15 protein-coding genes are annotated in these 14,602 nt (G+C 66.1%); all 15 read left to right on the plus strand.

The window, feature by feature from the left end; genetic code table 11:
- The 15 genes from EAH75_RS08760 (at position 1) to EAH75_RS08830 (ending at position 14,598) form a co-directional block, all read left to right on the plus strand.
- Positions 1-741: a hypothetical protein gene (locus tag EAH75_RS08760; protein ID WP_140648258.1), complete on the plus strand. Its 741-nt coding sequence runs from the start codon at positions 1-3 to the stop codon at positions 739-741.
- Positions 738-1,478, plus strand: a complete 741-nt coding sequence (locus EAH75_RS08765; protein WP_140648259.1) for a hypothetical protein — start codon at positions 738-740, stop codon at positions 1,476-1,478. Before EAH75_RS08760 ends, EAH75_RS08765 begins: the two co-directional genes overlap by 4 nt.
- Positions 1,475-2,719, plus strand: coding sequence for a DUF4255 domain-containing protein (locus tag EAH75_RS08770; RefSeq protein WP_140805182.1), 1,245 nt, complete (start codon positions 1,475-1,477; stop codon positions 2,717-2,719). The genes EAH75_RS08765 and EAH75_RS08770 overlap by 4 nt, the downstream gene beginning before the upstream one ends.
- Positions 2,716-4,905, plus strand: coding sequence for an ATP-binding protein (locus EAH75_RS08775; protein ID WP_140648261.1), 2,190 nt, complete (start codon positions 2,716-2,718; stop codon positions 4,903-4,905). Before EAH75_RS08770 ends, EAH75_RS08775 begins: the two co-directional genes overlap by 4 nt.
- Positions 4,902-5,189, plus strand: coding sequence for a hypothetical protein (locus tag EAH75_RS08780; protein ID WP_140648262.1), 288 nt, complete (start codon positions 4,902-4,904; stop codon positions 5,187-5,189). The genes EAH75_RS08775 and EAH75_RS08780 overlap by 4 nt, the downstream gene beginning before the upstream one ends.
- A gap of 1 nt (position 5,190) precedes the next feature.
- The gene (locus tag EAH75_RS08785) at positions 5,191-6,021 is read left to right on the plus strand and encodes a hypothetical protein (RefSeq protein WP_240046097.1); all 831 of its coding nucleotides are present in this window, start codon (positions 5,191-5,193) and stop codon (positions 6,019-6,021) included.
- Positions 6,018-7,451: a DUF4157 domain-containing protein gene (locus EAH75_RS08790; protein WP_205043146.1), complete on the plus strand. Its 1,434-nt coding sequence runs from the start codon at positions 6,018-6,020 to the stop codon at positions 7,449-7,451. The genes EAH75_RS08785 and EAH75_RS08790 overlap by 4 nt, the downstream gene beginning before the upstream one ends.
- 91 nt (positions 7,452-7,542) lie before the next feature.
- Positions 7,543-9,876 carry a DUF4157 domain-containing protein gene (locus EAH75_RS08795; RefSeq protein WP_240046098.1) on the plus strand — a complete coding sequence of 778 codons (2,334 nt, stop codon included), beginning with the start codon at positions 7,543-7,545 and terminating at the stop codon, positions 9,874-9,876.
- A gap of 70 nt (positions 9,877-9,946) precedes the next feature.
- On the plus strand, positions 9,947-10,900 hold the full coding sequence (locus EAH75_RS08800; protein WP_140648263.1) for a hypothetical protein: 954 nt from the start codon (positions 9,947-9,949) through the stop codon (positions 10,898-10,900).
- A gap of 2 nt (positions 10,901-10,902) precedes the next feature.
- Positions 10,903-11,658: a CHAP domain-containing protein gene (locus EAH75_RS08805; protein ID WP_140648264.1), complete on the plus strand. Its 756-nt coding sequence runs from the start codon at positions 10,903-10,905 to the stop codon at positions 11,656-11,658.
- Positions 11,655-12,311 carry a hypothetical protein gene (locus EAH75_RS08810; protein ID WP_140648265.1) on the plus strand — a complete coding sequence of 219 codons (657 nt, stop codon included), beginning with the start codon at positions 11,655-11,657 and terminating at the stop codon, positions 12,309-12,311. Before EAH75_RS08805 ends, EAH75_RS08810 begins: the two co-directional genes overlap by 4 nt.
- A complete protein-coding gene (locus EAH75_RS08815) occupies positions 12,311-12,631 on the plus strand; it encodes a LysM domain-containing protein (RefSeq protein ID WP_140648266.1) in 321 nt (106 codons plus the stop codon). Before EAH75_RS08810 ends, EAH75_RS08815 begins: the two co-directional genes overlap by 1 nt.
- The gene (locus EAH75_RS08820; RefSeq protein ID WP_140648267.1) at positions 12,624-13,760 is read left to right on the plus strand and encodes a hypothetical protein; all 1,137 of its coding nucleotides are present in this window, start codon (positions 12,624-12,626) and stop codon (positions 13,758-13,760) included. The genes EAH75_RS08815 and EAH75_RS08820 overlap by 8 nt, the downstream gene beginning before the upstream one ends.
- Positions 13,757-14,263: a phage baseplate assembly protein V gene (locus EAH75_RS08825; RefSeq protein ID WP_140648268.1), complete on the plus strand. Its 507-nt coding sequence runs from the start codon at positions 13,757-13,759 to the stop codon at positions 14,261-14,263. Before EAH75_RS08820 ends, EAH75_RS08825 begins: the two co-directional genes overlap by 4 nt.
- Before the next feature lie 11 nt (positions 14,264-14,274).
- Positions 14,275-14,598: a hypothetical protein gene (locus EAH75_RS08830; protein WP_140649551.1), complete on the plus strand. Its 324-nt coding sequence runs from the start codon at positions 14,275-14,277 to the stop codon at positions 14,596-14,598.
- Positions 14,599-14,602: the final 4 nt, after the last annotated feature.

Below are 14,602 nucleotides of genomic sequence, written 5' to 3' on the forward strand. Positions count from 1 at the left end.
GTGCGCACGCCCACGCCCGCGCAGTTGCTGCAGGTATGGGAACGCGGAAGCGACCCATCCGCGGCGACGTGCGGCCTGTTGCTGCTCGGCAGCAGTTGCGACGAATACCCGGCCGAGATGCTGGCGGCGTTGCCGCTGGGGCGCCGCGATGCTCTGCTGCTGCAACTGCGCGAGCGCCTGTTCGGCGATGAGATCTGCGCGGTGGCGAACTGCCCGCAGTGCGCGGCCATCGTCGAGGCAACGTTCTGCTGCGACGATCTGCGGCAGACTTCGCCAGGCATTGCGGCCGCGGCGTTTGAACATGTCTCACCCGCGGATGGTGCGCGCGTGCAGTTCCGCCTGCCTGACAGCAATGACCTGCTGGCGCTGGAGCATATCGACCATGCCGACGATGCGCGTCAGTTGCTGTTCGAACGCTGCGTGTTGGCCGTGTCCGACGCAGGTGCGAAGCGCGACGTGCGCAGCCTGTCGCCACCGTTGCAGACAGAGATCGCGCAGGCGATGGCGCAAGCCGATCCGCAAGCCGACCTGCAACTGGCCTTCCGTTGTCCGGATTGCGGCCACGACTGGCAACCGACGTTCGATATAGCGCGCTTCCTGTGGCAGGAACTGCACGCCTGGGCACTGCACATGCTGCGCGAAGTGGACACGCTGGCGTGCGCGTATCACTGGTCTGAAGACGACATCCTCAGCTTGAGCCCGCGCCGCCGGCAAGCCTATCTGGAGCTGTGCGCGTCATGAGCGATTTCCTTGACCGGCTGGCGGCACGGGCGATCGGCAGCGAGACAGCGTTGGTGCCGCGCATGCCGTCGCTGTTCGAACCGTTGCAACGCACGTCGATCATGCCGGCATCCGACGATGGCGAGGCGGTGCCACGGCATCGCGAAACAGTGTCAGCCGCCACGGTGACGCCGACCACCGCACCGACACGCTTGCCGCAGGCGCCGGTGGTGGCGATGACGGATGCACCGCACGTCGCGCCGGCGGAGCCGGTGGCTGCGCCGCCGCACGCCGTCGCAGACATGCCGCGCGCCGCGGTGCAGCCGGCGCCGATCGCCGCTGCCGCGCCAACTCCGTCGCCGGTCATCGGGCGCCCTGTCGCGTCGTCCACGTTGCTGCGCCCGGCCGAGGTGTCCGCGCCGCTGCCAGTGCGGCCGCGGCAGACGCGCATCGCGGCTGAGCCAACGGAGACGGTGGTGCCGTCGCAGCCGTCGAGCGGCGCCTTGCTGCCCGCGCCCACGCCGGTATTCGGCGCAGCGGCCGCGCCAGCTCGATCCAGCAACGCGGCTGCATTTCGCCCACTCGCCGTGCAGGCCGGCGCGGGCAGTTCATCAGGCGAACCGGTGGTGCACGTCAGCATCGGCCGGCTCGAAGTGCGTGCGGCGCCGGCGTCCACCACGCCACCGCGCCGCCGCGACGCGCCGCAGCCGAGCAGCCTCGACGACTATCTGCGCCAGCGCGGCAAGGCTTCGTCATGAGCAATGTCCTCGCGATCGCCGCGACCACCCGCACGCTGCGCAACCTGCTGCTGGCGCAGATGCCGGCGCTGGATGCGGAGCTGGGCGACCTGGAAGTGACCCTGCAGTCGCCGGATGTGGCACGCAAGGGCATCAGCAAGGCGCAGCTCAACCTGTTCCTGTATCAGGTGGTCGCCAATGCGGCATGGCGAAATCTCGACATGCCCGGTCAGGTACGCCCCGGTGAAACGGCGCCGCCGCCGCTGGCGCTGAACCTGCACTACGTGATCACCGCGTGGGGCCGTGGCGAAAACGACAGCGACGCGCTCAGCCATCGCGTACTGGCCGCAGCGATGAGCACCTTGCATGACCGCGGCGTGCTCGACGGCAACGACATCCGCAACGCGCTGCCGGACAACGACCTAGCCAATCAGATCGAGCGTGTGCGCGTCACGCCGCTGCCGCAAAGTGTCGATGAGCTGTCCCGGCTGTGGACGGCATTCCAGACCAACTACCGTATCTCCGCCGCGTACGAGGCGGCCGTGCTGCTGATCGACAGTCAGGCGGCGATCCGCGCGCCGCTGCCGGTGCTGCGGCGCGGCCCGCAGGATCGCGGTGTGATCGCCACCGCGTCCGCCGCCGCGGTGCTGGATACGCTGACCTATCCGCGCACGCAACCGGCTGTGCGGCTCGGCGAGGACATCGTGCTGGGCGGTCGTCAGCTCACCACGGACCACGCGCTGGCACGCTTCAGCAGCCTGCGCCTCGGCGCGCCGATCGATATCGCACCGCTGGCCGGTGATGCCGCCGGCAGCCTGCGTGTGCATCTCGCCGATGCGACCGACGATGCGGATGCCGCGTCGCGCTGGGCGCCGGGCATCTACACCGTGGCCTTGCTGGTGCAACCGCCGGGCCTGCCGCCGCTGCTCAGCAACGAACTGCCGCTGGTACTGGCACCGATCATCACGCTCAGCCCGCTCGGCGCCGCGGCTGGCGACCTCGCCTTGAACCTCACCTGCTTGCCGCGCCTGCGCGACGGCCAGCGGGTATTCCTGCTGTTCGGCGATCGCCTGCTGGTGCCGCAGAGCATCAACAACCCGGCTGACACGCATCAGCCCAGCGCGCTGGTGTTCCAGGTGCCAGGCGTAACGGCAGGCACCTATACCGTGCGCCTGCGCGTCGATGGCGCCGACAGCATTCCGGTCGATTTCGGCGGCAGCGTGCCGGCGTTCGCCAGCAGCCAGCAGGTGGTCGTGACATGAACGACTACAAACCCTGGCTGCAAGCGAACGACCAGTATCTCACCGCGGCGCTGGCGGATCTGCGCACGCGATTGCAGCGCGCCGCACAATTGCATGACGCGCCTGCCACGCCGCCAGCACCGGCCGCGGCGGCCACCGCGCTGATGGAATCCGCGCCAGCGGTGAATGCGCCGGGCGGACAGAAGCACTCGTGGTTCGCACGGATGTTCAGCAGTCAGCCGGCACGCACGCCGCTGTCGAACGCGCAAATGAAGGTCATCGACACGCCGCCAGCGGCACAGCCGCTCGTCGTCGACGTGCCGGATGCCGGCGCGACAGCAACCGATGCCGCGGCATCGCCGGCCAGCAGCGTTACCGACGACAGCCAACACACGCCGGCTTTGAGCGTGCTCGCGAATCGGCTCGGCCTGTCCGCGTTCGAGCGCGATCTGCTGCTGCTGTGCATCGGCATGGAACTGGATACGCGTTTCCCCGCGTTGTGCGCGCAGGCGCAGCACGATGCCGCCAAGCCGTATCCGACTTTCGCGCTGGCCTTCGCCGTACTCGACGATCCGAGCTGGGATGCGTTGTCGCCGGAGCGGCCGCTGCGTTACTGGCGCCTGCTCGACATCCACCAGCCCGGTGCGCAGCCACTGATCGGCGCAGCGCTCAGTGCCGACGAGCGCGTGGTCAATTTCGTCAAGGGCATGAACTACCTGGATGACCGGCTGACCCCGCTGCTCACCGCGCTGCCGCCGGCAACACTGCCGCCGTCGCAGCGCGCGATTGCCGACCAGCTGCTGGACGGCCTGCATCAAGTGCCGGTGGGTGACACGCTGCCGGTGGTGCAACTGCTCGGCAGTGACAGCACCAGCAAGCAGGCGATCGCGCAGACGATCGCCGCCGCATTCGGCGCGCAGGCGTACCGGCTCTCGGCCGAGTTGCTGCCGAGCGCGACGGCAGAGCAGGAAACCCTGCTGCGGCTGTGGCAGCGCGAAAGCCAGCTGTTGCCGCTGGCGCTATACCTCGATGCGGCCGAGGTCGAGCACGGCGCCGCCGCCGCGATCCTGGTCAAACGCTTCCTTGCCCGTGCCGGCGGACTCAGCTTCGTCGATGCGCGCGAGCCGTGGGCGAGTGCGACGACGCGTGCGCTCAGCGTCGACGTAGCCAAACCCACCGCGGTCGAGCAGCGCACGCTGTGGCAGCGACTGCTTGGTGACGTTGCCGGTGCACAGCCGCAACAACTGGCCGGCCATTTCGATTTCAACCTCGGCCGGATCGAGCAGATCGCGCATGCCGCGTTGGCGGCAGTCGAGCAGAAGCCCGAAGCGCTGGCGCAGACATTGTGGCAGGGCGCGCTGGCGCAGACGCGGCCGGCGCTGGACCAGCTCGCCCAGCGGATCGAGCCCAAGGCCGGCTGGGACGATCTGAAACTGCCCGACAGCGAGAAGACCCTGCTGCGCCAGATCGCCGACCAGGTCGGTCAGCGCAGCACGGTCTACGACGACTGGGGCTTCCGCCAGCGGATGAACCGCGGGCTGTCGATCAGCGCGTTGTTCACCGGCGAGAGCGGCACCGGCAAGACCATGGCGGCGGAAGTGCTGGCGAAGGAACTCAGCCTGTCGCTGTACCGCATCGACCTGTCGGCGGTGGTCAGCAAGTACATCGGCGAGACCGAGAAAAACCTGCGCAAGCTGTTCGATGCGGCCGAGGACGGTGGCGCGATCCTGTTCTTCGACGAGGCCGACGCCCTGTTCGGCAAGCGCAGCGAAGTGAAGGACAGCCACGACCGCTACGCCAACATCGAAGTGAACTACCTGCTGCAACGGCTGGAGTCGTTCCGCGGACTGGCGATCCTGGCGACCAACATGAAGGGCGCGCTCGATACGGCCTTCCTGCGCCGGCTGCGCTTCGTCATCAACTTTCCGTTCCCCGGCGTGGCCGAACGCAAGGCGATCTGGGCGTCGGTGTTCCCCGCGCAGGCAGCGGTCACGGCGCTGGATGTCGACCGGCTGGCACGGCTTGCACTCACCGGCGGCAGCATCCAGGGCATCGCGCTCAACGCCGCGTTCATGGCGGCCAAGGCCGGCGTGTCCGTCGGCATGCCGCTGCTGCTCGATGCCGCCCGCAGCGAATACCGCAAGCTCGACAAGCCGGTCAACGAAGCGGACTTCCGCTGGCTCGAAAGCGCGGGAGGCAAGCCATGAGCATCGTGCTGCACATCGAGCGGCTGGTGCTGGACGAGGCGCTGCTCGGCGGCGAGCGCACCGGCGGCGTGCGCGATGCGCTCGAACGCGAGTTGACGAAATTGCTGGCGCAATCTGGCGCCGTCGACGCCCTGCGCGGCCTGGGTGCCGTGGCCGCGCTGCCGCCGTCGCTGCTGCCGGCCGCCACACATCCGCAGCCGATGCTGGGTTCGCGCATCGCCGCGGCGGTGCAGCAAGGCCTCGGCGTCCCGCCCATCAGGCATACCGCAGGCAAGGAGCATTGACATGAAGGCGATCCCCCAACCCCGTCCCGGTGGCATCGTGCGCTTCGGCAAACGGAAGGCCAAACGTGACGACCGCAACCTGATGTTCGCCGCCCTGTTGAAGGCGCCGCCGGTGCTGCCGGCCGAGTACGACTTCGACGTGGCCCATCAAGGCATCCCCACGCCGATGTTCGGCAACGACCAGTACGGCGACTGCGTGATCGCCGGCCGCGCGCACCAGACCCTGCGCTTCGAGAAGGCCGAGCAGAACAAGCTGATTGCGATCAGCGACAACGATGTGCTGCACGAATACTTCGGTGAAACCGGTGGAGCGGACAGCGGCCTGGTCGTGCTCGATTCGCTGAAGGAATGGCGCAGCAAGGGCTGGCTCGCGGCGAAGCGGCGCTACAGGATCAGGGCCTTCGCGCAGATCGACCAGGGCAAACGCAGCGAGGTCAAGCGCGCGGTGTTCATGGACATCGGGTTGGGCCTGGGTTTCACTTTGCCCGATGCGGCGCTGACCCAGTACTACGCCGGCAAGCCGTGGGTGGTGGTCAGCGGCAAGGCCGGCCAGCCCAATCCGAAGAACGGCCATTACGTCTACGTGCCCGGCTACACCAGGAGCGGCCCGGTCTGCGTCACCTGGGGCCGCAAGCAGCAGATGAGCTGGGCCTTCCTCGTCAAGTATTGCGACGAGGCCTACGCGATCATCGATGCGATCGATACCGCGAAAAAGAAGCGTGCACTCGATGCGGGAAAGCTCGACGCGTTCCTCAGCGCGCTTCGCAATCGCAAGCCGGCATCGAGCAAACAAACGGTCGCGCACAAACGCGCCGTGTCGAAGAAGCCATGACCGAGCCTAGCACCAGCCTGTCGATGAAACCGGCCCCGTCGGCGTCGGTCCGTGGCCTGCGTTTGCAGCGCAAGTGCGCGTGTGGCACGCATACGCCCGATGGCGGCGAGTGCGCCGAGTGCAGCAAGCGAAAGCGCGCCGATGTGCAGACCAAGCTCCGGGTCAATGCGGCGGGAGATATTTACGAGCAGGAGGCTGATCGGATTGCGGATCGGGTGATGGTCGTTCCGGGACATCAGATGCCTATCCAGGCGCCACTGGGTATCCAGCGTTTTTCCAGGCAATCGGATGAGCGTGGCGATGCAGCACCGGCTAGTGTGGATCACGCGTTGGCCGATCCAGGCAGACCACTGGAGCCAGTTTTAAGACACGGCATGGAGCAGCGTTTCGGCCATGACTTCAGCGGCGTGCGCGTGCATTCGGATCAGCTCGCAGCGCGCTCCGCGGACGATGTGCACGCCAATGCGTATACGGTCGGCAGCCATATCGTGTTCGGTGCAGGGAAGTTCGATCCCGGCAATGCGAAAGGGACACGCCTGCTCGCGCACGAGCTGACCCATGTCGTGCAGCAAGGCGGCGCCGGTCGGTTGTCGTTGCAGCGCGACGAAAAGAAGGACAAGGCGAAGAGCAGCGACGCGCAGCAACAACCCGCTCCGGTGACACCGGATCCGGCCACTGCCTATTTCCACATCGTGGTGCGTGATGCAGGGCTTGATCTGGGCGGAGGCGTGCTGGTGTCCGACCTGGCCGCCGCGAAGACCAGGCTGATGCAGCGCAGGATCGACAAGCCCTGGACGCTGGTACTCGCGATCCACGCTTCGGAGAACCGGCTTGGTGCGCAGGCGCCGCCGGACTGGCAGAAGAATGCGGTTTTCTACGACGAGGCCGCAATCAAGTCGTTGTTCGGTGGCGACAGCGCGTTCGTTGGATGGCGCGACCAGTTCGGTCCGAATCGCGTGGTGCTCTACGGTTGTCAGGTGACGGCGGCGTTCGAGCAGACGATCGCCGATAACCTCGCGCGCGGCGGCAAGGCGCCGACGGCTTCCGGGCTGGGCGAAGGGTGCAAGCCGCAGGCGACGTCGGTGACGTTCGGCGTGGAAAGCCGGCGCGTCTACGACACGCTGACCGACAACGACAAGCAGGACGTGCTTGCCAAGGCCCAGGCGGCCAACGATACCTGGGGCTATTACGGCGGCCCGCCGGTGCCGAGGGACCAGGTGCTCGACTACCTGTTCAAGGGCCCGAAACCGGGCTGGTGGCCAAAAGTGGAGGTCATCGTCAAGCAAGGCGACCAGTACGTCTCGGCAAATCCGCCGATCCCTTACTGGAACCGGCTGTCGAATTCCACCTTCCTGCGGATGTGCACCAAGGCGGTTGGCAACCTGCGCGAACACACGCCACAGGCGCCGACGATGAGGGAGGGCGAATGATGTCCAGCTCTCCTGCTCCCAGTCGCATCTTCAAGGGCGCCGTTCCGAAGGTCGATGTCACCAAAGCTCCAGTGTCTTGTCAGGAGCAGCCATGACTGAGCGCATTGTCCATGCAACAGCGAAGCCGGTTTCGACCCGGTCGATGGGGAGTGTCCTTCAGCGGAAGTGCGCGTGTGGCACGCATACGCCCCACGGTGGCGAATGCACCGAATGCAGCAAGAGAAAACGCGCAGATGTGCAGGCCAAGCTCCAAGTCAATGAGGCTGCAGACATCTACGAGCAGGAAGCGGATCGGATCGCGGAACAGGTATTGGCCACGGATCATCAGTTGCCTGTCCAGGCGCCACTGCGCATCCAGCATCTTTCACGACAACCGGATGGGCGGGCCGATGCAGCGTCGATCAGCGTGGATCAGGTACTGGCCAGTCCCGGCAGTCCGATGGAGCCTGCACTGCGAAAGGACATGGAGGGGCGCTTCGGTCACGATTTCTCCCGCGTCCGTGTGCATGCCGACGCTCGTGCCTCGCAATCGGCGTCGGAGTTGGGCGCACAGGCCTACGCCGTGGGATCCGACGTGGTTTTTGGTGCCGGCCGGTTTGCTCCCGGAACGCATGAGGGTCGTCGACTCATCGCGCACGAATTGACCCACGTCGTACAGCAGGCATCGGTGACGGGCAGCAACCCTGTCGCGACATCTCTGCAGCGCCGCCCTGGCGGCACACCGCCGCCACCAGTCAAGACGGCACCGCCTTCCGACGAAGCGATACGCACGCTCGTGGATGCACTCGATGCGTTCCTGACGCGCGGGAACGATGCATTGGCCAGAGTCAGCACCGACGTCAGGGGGTACATCGCAAAGTACGACGGGGCTTATAAGGCTGTCACTCAGCGACTCTCCGAGGCACAGAAAAAAGAAGCCGAGAACGAGAAATGGAAGACGGCGCTGGAATTTGTTGTCGTCGTCGGTATCGGGTTGGCCGGTGGAGAGTTGTTGGGGGCGAGTTTCCTGTTGGGCAAAAGGGTCTCGAACATCATTCACAGCGTTGCGAAGGCAGTCGAGAAGAGCGAAACCGTCATCGAGCTTGCCAAGAAGGAGGCCGAGATCGTCACCGTCGAGGCGCTCACGCCGGCCGAAAGCAAGACCGCTTTCGGACTTCCGGCGGAAGTGAGCGACAACCTGATTGCGCGCAAATACATGGATCAGTTGGCGCAGGCCTGGCAGGGTATGTCCCTGGCGGGGTTGGCGGTCTCGCATTTCGACAAGTTGGTGATTGACGTGATATTGGCCCCGACGTCTGCTGCCGGGCACGATCCGCATCCGAAGCCACCGACAGGTGGTCGACCGTCTGTAGTGAGCCCGATCACAAACGAAGACCTGAGCAGTCTGCGCCAGGTCATGAAACAGGCCGAAAGCGAACTTCAATTGTTCCTTGGTACCGTCGATACGCCCGTGCTGAAGAGGACGCAGGAAGCGATAGAGATCGACCTCTGGATTCACTGGATGAGCAAGTCCGAGGCAAATGCAAAGACCGCATTGACCGACGAGGAGATCGCCGAGCACCTGCGCGAGATTGGCCTCTACGAAGTATTGGGTGACTTCTCCGTTACAAGCAGCGACTCCTCGGACCTGGTTCACGAATCGAAGCTTCAAGTGGATCGCCTGAGCCAGGTCGGGCTTGTCGGTGTCGTCGCACTGGCACCGTTCTGGTCGCTCAACCGATCTCATCCGCTGCCCGGGGCTGTTCACGTGCGCGAAGACGCTTACAGAGCGGCGGGGCGTCGGGAACCGGCTCAAGCCGACGCGCGCCCCTACGTGGCGATCGAGTGGCAGGAGGGGTCCGATCTTCGTGCCGGAGACGTCGTCCTTCTCGAAGACACCTCACCGGATCGTTCGCGATTGCCATATGGCCATCAGGACACTTATCGGGCAGGTGGCCTCTTGCCCAAGCGTCTTGGTCCCGTCCTCGGAGTCAAAGCGAGCGAGCATTCGGACGCGCTCGCATTTCTGGGAGCGAATGCAGCGAGTTATCCCCATTTCGGAAGCGCCGTGATCGGAGAAGGCACCGACATTGCCATGTCGCCCGACCGTGCTCGTCCATTCGTTTCCGATGTACGGGCTGCGGTAGCGAGCATCGCTGCGAAGCCATCGCTTGTCATGAGTGAAAGCGATGAAGGCATCTTGGTCAGCGAAGCCGACGGTACCCGCCTCGTGCTTTTCACGACCTATACCTCGTGGGGCGAGGCCAGGGAGACATTGCAGCGTCTGGGAGTTCCCCGGGTAGTCGCTGTTGTCCTGAAGCCCAGCAACACCTTCGAGGATTTTTCGGATCAAGGCGTAGTGGTGATACGGCAGCCCAATTATTTCGGGCAGATCAGCGCCGTGCGAGCCGCGTTGGGGCGCGGTCCAAAGGTCACAGTCCAATGATGAACACGAAATTGCCATTGAAAGCATCCGCAAAGGCTGCGTCGACACTTTTCATTCCAGTGAGCAAGTCATGAGCATCCTCAACAGCATCTTCGACGGTCTGCTCGGCTACGAGAGGCTGATGCTGATCTGCGGCTTCATCCTGTTCGTGTTCGCGCTGGCGGCGATCACGGTGATGATCGTGCAGCGGCGCGATTTCAAGATGGCGATGGGGCTGATTGTCTTCGCGATCGTGCTGATGGGGTTTCCCGGCATCCAGGCAGTCAAGTTCAGTCAGGACACGGTCGAACTGGATCGTATTCGTGCGCAGCCGAACGCGCCAACCGATCCGGAGCAGCAGCAGCAATCGGCACAGACGTTGAGTTCCCTCGAGGAACGCAGCGCCGGCAACCCGCAGTTGCAGGCACAGGTGGCCGATGGCTATCGCGCGATCGGCGAGTTGGACAAAGGCTATCAGCTGGCGCAATCGGTGCTGCAGCAGAAGCCGTCGGCGCAGGTGCAGGCCACCCTGGTGCCGGTGCTGACCGCGAAGCTGAATCAGGTGCAGGCCGGCGCACTGGTCGTTCCACAGCCCGCATCTTCGCCTGGATCGAGTTCGTCCACCTCGGGTGCTGCGCCGACCTCGCCGGCCGCGACGGCGACAGGCGCGCCAGCCGGCGCCGGTAGGGTCGCGGCTGCACCTGCGGCTGCCGCACCCGCTGCGCCACCGCCGACAGACGCACCAACCAGCGCCGGCACGGTCGCGACAGCACCCGCGTCGGCTGCGGCCAGTGCGTCAGCACCAACGCAAAGCAACAAGCAGCGCGAGATCGCTGAAATCGCCAAACAGCTGCAGGGCACTGGCGCGCCGTTGCCGGCGGCCTCGCATGCTGCGCTGGCCAAGGCCTATGTCGTGCTGGGCCAGCCGCAACAGGCGCAGGCGAATGTCGATGCCGCGTTGCGGCTCAACCCGAATATCAAGATCAATGCCGCGGTGCTGCGCGCGGCCAGGATGGGCGGCACCCCGAGGCCGACGGAGCGATGAAGATGGATACCTTGCGCAAGGGCGATCAGGGCACGCAGGTGCGGCAGTTGCAGCAGCTGCTTGTGCAGCGTGGTTACGCGGCCGACATCAATGGCATGTTCGACACGAAGACTTGGCAGGCGTCGCGCGCGTTCCAGACCCAGAATCTCGATCAGCACGGCCAGCCGCTGGTCGTCGATGGCGTGGCCGGCCCGCTGACATGGTGGAGCCTGCACAACCCGAAGCCGTTCATCAGGACGCCGACCGCGGTCGACTACGCCACGCTGCCGGCAAAGGGTGGCAGCAGGGTCGGCCGTGCCGCACTCGCCGCTGCGATCGGCGAACTGAAGGCCAACGCGCGTGAGATCGGCGGCAACAATCGCGGCCCATTCGTGCGCAAGTACCTCGCACCGACCGGTCTCGACGAAGGTCAGTCGTGGTGTGCCGGCTTCGTCAGCTGGTGTTTCATGCAGGCGAGCGGTGGCGACAAGGCGGCGATGCCGTTCGCCTATGTCGCCAGTGCGCGAAGCCTGTTGACTGAGTTCAAGCAGCAGGGCCGGTCCAACGCACCGGGCAGCGGTTACGTGCCGGCGCCCGGCGACGTCGTGGTGTGGTGGCGGGTGAGTCTGGCCGGCTGGCTCGGTCACACCGGCCTGGTGCATTCGGTGCAGGACGGCATGCTGTACACGATCGAGGGCAACCACAGCCCGCGCGTGCAGGGCTTCTCCTATGTGCTGAGCCGGATGGACAAGCTGCTCGGTTTCGGCCACGTGCCATGAGCGCCTTTCCCGGCTCACCGCGGATTCTCAAGGGCGGCATCGTGCTGATCGATGCCGGCACCTCGGCGGTGCTGCGGGTGATCGCGCTGCAGTACAACCCCGATTCGCTCACGCGCTCGCTGCAGGTGCAGGCGGTCAGTGCGGACGGCGGCGACCGCTCCGAGGTGCTGCGCCTAAAGGGGCCGCCGGTGGAGACGCTGAAGCTGGAGGCGGAGATCGACGCCACCGATCAGCTGGAGTTTCCGGAACAGAACAGCGTCACCACGCAGTCCGGCATCTTCGCGCAGCTGGCGGCGCTGGAGACGATGGTCTATCCGACTAGCGGCCAGCTGCGTGCGAACGACGTGCTGGCGCAGATCGGCACGCTGGAGATCGTGCCGATGGAGACACCGCTGGCGCTGTTCGTGTGGAGCAAGTCGCGCATCCTGCCGGTGCGCGTCACCGAATTCAGCATCACCGAGGAGGCGTTCGACCCCGCGCTGAATCCGATCCGCGCCAAGATCGGTCTCGGCCTGCGCGTGCTGTCGGTGAACGACGTGCCGTCCGGGCACAAGGCCGCCAGCCTGTTCATGAACTATCTGCAACAGAAGGAGCGCCTGGCCGCCACCGGCGCCGGCCAGCTGTCCGCGCTCGGCATCACCGGAGTGCCCTGATGAATGTGATCTTTCCACCCACCAGCCGTTACGCGCTGACGCCGACCGCGACCCTCGTGCGCGCCGACGGCACGCCGGTCACCTATCTCAAACGCCGCTTCGTGCCGGCGCCGGAAAACCTCGCGCTGCTGCAATGGCATCAAGTCGTGCAGAACGAGCGGCTGGACAACATCACAGCTCAATATCTAGGCGATCCCGAACAGTTCTGGCGGCTGTGCGATGCGAACCGCGCACTGCGCCCGGAGGAGCTGACCGAGACGATCGGAAAGCAGCTGCGCATCACCTTGCCCGAAGGCATCCCGGGGGTGCCGCATGCTTAAGGGCGTGCACCTGACCTTGCTGGTCGGCCCGGTGGTGCCGGTGCCGGTGCCGCAGATCGTGCTGGATGCGCTGACCCAGATCGAGGTGAGTGCACCGGACGAAGCGGCCGGCGCGTTCACCCTGCAGTTCACGCTGAGCGTGCAGTCGCCGCTGCACACGCTGTTCCTGCTCAGCGGCGGCGGGGTGGTGCCGCTGCTGCGGGTGATCGTGGTGGTCACGCTCAACGGCATGCCGCAGGTGTTGATCGACGGCGTGGTGACCCGCACCGAAGTGCTGCCCGGCGCGGACCAGCGCCACACCACCTTGCAGGTCACCGGCGATGACCTCACCGCGGTGATGACCAAGCTGGAATTCTCCGGCTTGCCGGGCCTGCCGTATCCGGCGATGCCGGCCGAGGCGATCGTGGTACTGCTGCTGGCCAAGTACGCGTTCCTCGGCATCGTACCGCTGGTGATCCCGAGCATCGCGATCGACGTGCCGATCCCGACCAACCGCATCCCGACCCAGCAGGGCAGCGACCTGGAATACATCCGTACCCTGGCCGAGCGCGTCGGCTACGTGTTCTACCTCGATCCCGGCCCGGCGCCCGGCATGAGCATCGCGTACTGGGGGCCGAAGGTGAAAGTTGGCGTGCCGCAGCCGGCGCTGAACGCGGACATGGATGCGGCGAGCAATGTCGAGAGCCTCAGCTTCAGCTATGACGGCAACGCGCGCAGCCTGCCGATCGTCTACATCCAGAACGAGCAGACCAAGGTGCCGTTGCCGATACCGATCCCGGACATCGGCCCGCTCAATCCGCCGCTGGGGCTGATCGATCCGCCGCCGCAGAAATTCCGCACGCTGCCGGAGACCGCGAAGTATTCGCCGATGCGCGCGATGCTGCTGGGCATGGCCGAGGCGGCGAAATCCGCCGACACCGTCACCGGCCGCGGCAGCCTCGACGTGGTGCGCTACGGCCGCGTGCTCAAGCCGCGCCAGCTGGTCGGCGTGCGCGGCGTCGGCCCCGCGTTCGACGGGCTGCACTACGTCAGCCAGGTGCGTCACACGATCAAGCGCGGCGAGTACAAGCAGAGCTTCGAGTTGTCGCGCAAGGGGCTGCTCTCCACCGTGCCGCTGGTGCTGGCATGAACCGCTATTACGGCAAGTACCGCGGCACCGTGATCCAGAACGTGGATCCCGAACAGCGCGGGCGCATCCAGGCGATGGTGCCGGACGTGTCCGGACTGGTTCCGTCGAGCTGGGCGATGCCGTGTGTGCCGCTCGCTGGCAAGCAGAGCGGTGTCTATGTGGTGCCGCAGATCGGCGCGGGCGTGTGGATCGAGTTCGAGCAGGGCGATCCGGATTATCCGATCTGGGTCGGCGGTTTCTGGGGCGTGGCGGCGGAAGTGCCGGCGCTGGCACTGGCCGGCAATCCGGCCAGCCCCAGCGTGGTGCTGCAGTCGGGCCTGCAGAACGCCATCGTGATCAGCGATCTGCCGGGACCGACCGGCGGCATCCTGCTGAAGAGTGTCACCGGCGCGATGATCATGGTCAACGAGATCGGCATCACGATCTCCAACGGCCAGGGCGCCACCATCGTGCTGGCCGGGCCGACGGTGACGATCAACAACGGCGCACTGGTCGTGACCTAGGGAGATGCATGATGCCGGGCTTCCTCATCCATGTCGGCGCCAGCGTGCTCTGTTCGCACGGCGGGCAGGCGCAGGCCACCGCGCCGAATCCGCGCGTCAGCGTCAGTGGCCAGCCCAGCGTGACGCTGCCGGCGCCATGGCTGGTTGCCGGCTGCGCGCTGCCGCCGCCACCGGCGGCGAACGGGCCGTGCGTCACCGCGCAGTTCGTCAGCGGGGCCACCCGGGTGACTTCCAACGGGCAACCGCTGCTGCTGTTCGACAGCCAGGCGATCTGCGCGCCGACCGGTACGCCAGTGCTGATCGTCGCCAGCCAGATGCGCGTCACCGCGATGTGAGGAC

This window comes from Rhodanobacter glycinis (assembly GCF_006438785.1).
In the GTDB taxonomy this organism is placed as follows: domain Bacteria; phylum Pseudomonadota; class Gammaproteobacteria; order Xanthomonadales; family Rhodanobacteraceae; genus Rhodanobacter; species Rhodanobacter glycinis_A.

Coding starts and splice junctions, on each gene's coding strand:
- EAH75_RS08765 (WP_140648259.1), top strand. CDS start 738: ATGAGCGATTTCCTTGACCGGCTGGCGGCACGGGCGATCGGCAGCGAG.
- EAH75_RS08770 (WP_140805182.1), top strand. CDS start 1,475: ATGAGCAATGTCCTCGCGATCGCCGCGACCACCCGCACGCTGCGCAAC.
- EAH75_RS08775 (WP_140648261.1), top strand. CDS start 2,716: ATGAACGACTACAAACCCTGGCTGCAAGCGAACGACCAGTATCTCACC.
- EAH75_RS08780 (WP_140648262.1), top strand. CDS start 4,902: ATGAGCATCGTGCTGCACATCGAGCGGCTGGTGCTGGACGAGGCGCTG.
- EAH75_RS08785 (WP_240046097.1), top strand. CDS start 5,191: ATGAAGGCGATCCCCCAACCCCGTCCCGGTGGCATCGTGCGCTTCGGC.
- EAH75_RS08790 (WP_205043146.1), top strand. CDS start 6,018: ATGACCGAGCCTAGCACCAGCCTGTCGATGAAACCGGCCCCGTCGGCG.
- EAH75_RS08795 (WP_240046098.1), top strand. CDS start 7,543: ATGACTGAGCGCATTGTCCATGCAACAGCGAAGCCGGTTTCGACCCGG.
- EAH75_RS08800 (WP_140648263.1), top strand. CDS start 9,947: ATGAGCATCCTCAACAGCATCTTCGACGGTCTGCTCGGCTACGAGAGG.
- EAH75_RS08805 (WP_140648264.1), top strand. CDS start 10,903: ATGGATACCTTGCGCAAGGGCGATCAGGGCACGCAGGTGCGGCAGTTG.
- EAH75_RS08810 (WP_140648265.1), top strand. CDS start 11,655: ATGAGCGCCTTTCCCGGCTCACCGCGGATTCTCAAGGGCGGCATCGTG.
- EAH75_RS08815 (WP_140648266.1), top strand. CDS start 12,311: ATGAATGTGATCTTTCCACCCACCAGCCGTTACGCGCTGACGCCGACC.
- EAH75_RS08820 (WP_140648267.1), top strand. CDS start 12,624: ATGCTTAAGGGCGTGCACCTGACCTTGCTGGTCGGCCCGGTGGTGCCG.
- EAH75_RS08825 (WP_140648268.1), top strand. CDS start 13,757: ATGAACCGCTATTACGGCAAGTACCGCGGCACCGTGATCCAGAACGTG.
- EAH75_RS08830 (WP_140649551.1), top strand. CDS start 14,275: ATGCCGGGCTTCCTCATCCATGTCGGCGCCAGCGTGCTCTGTTCGCAC.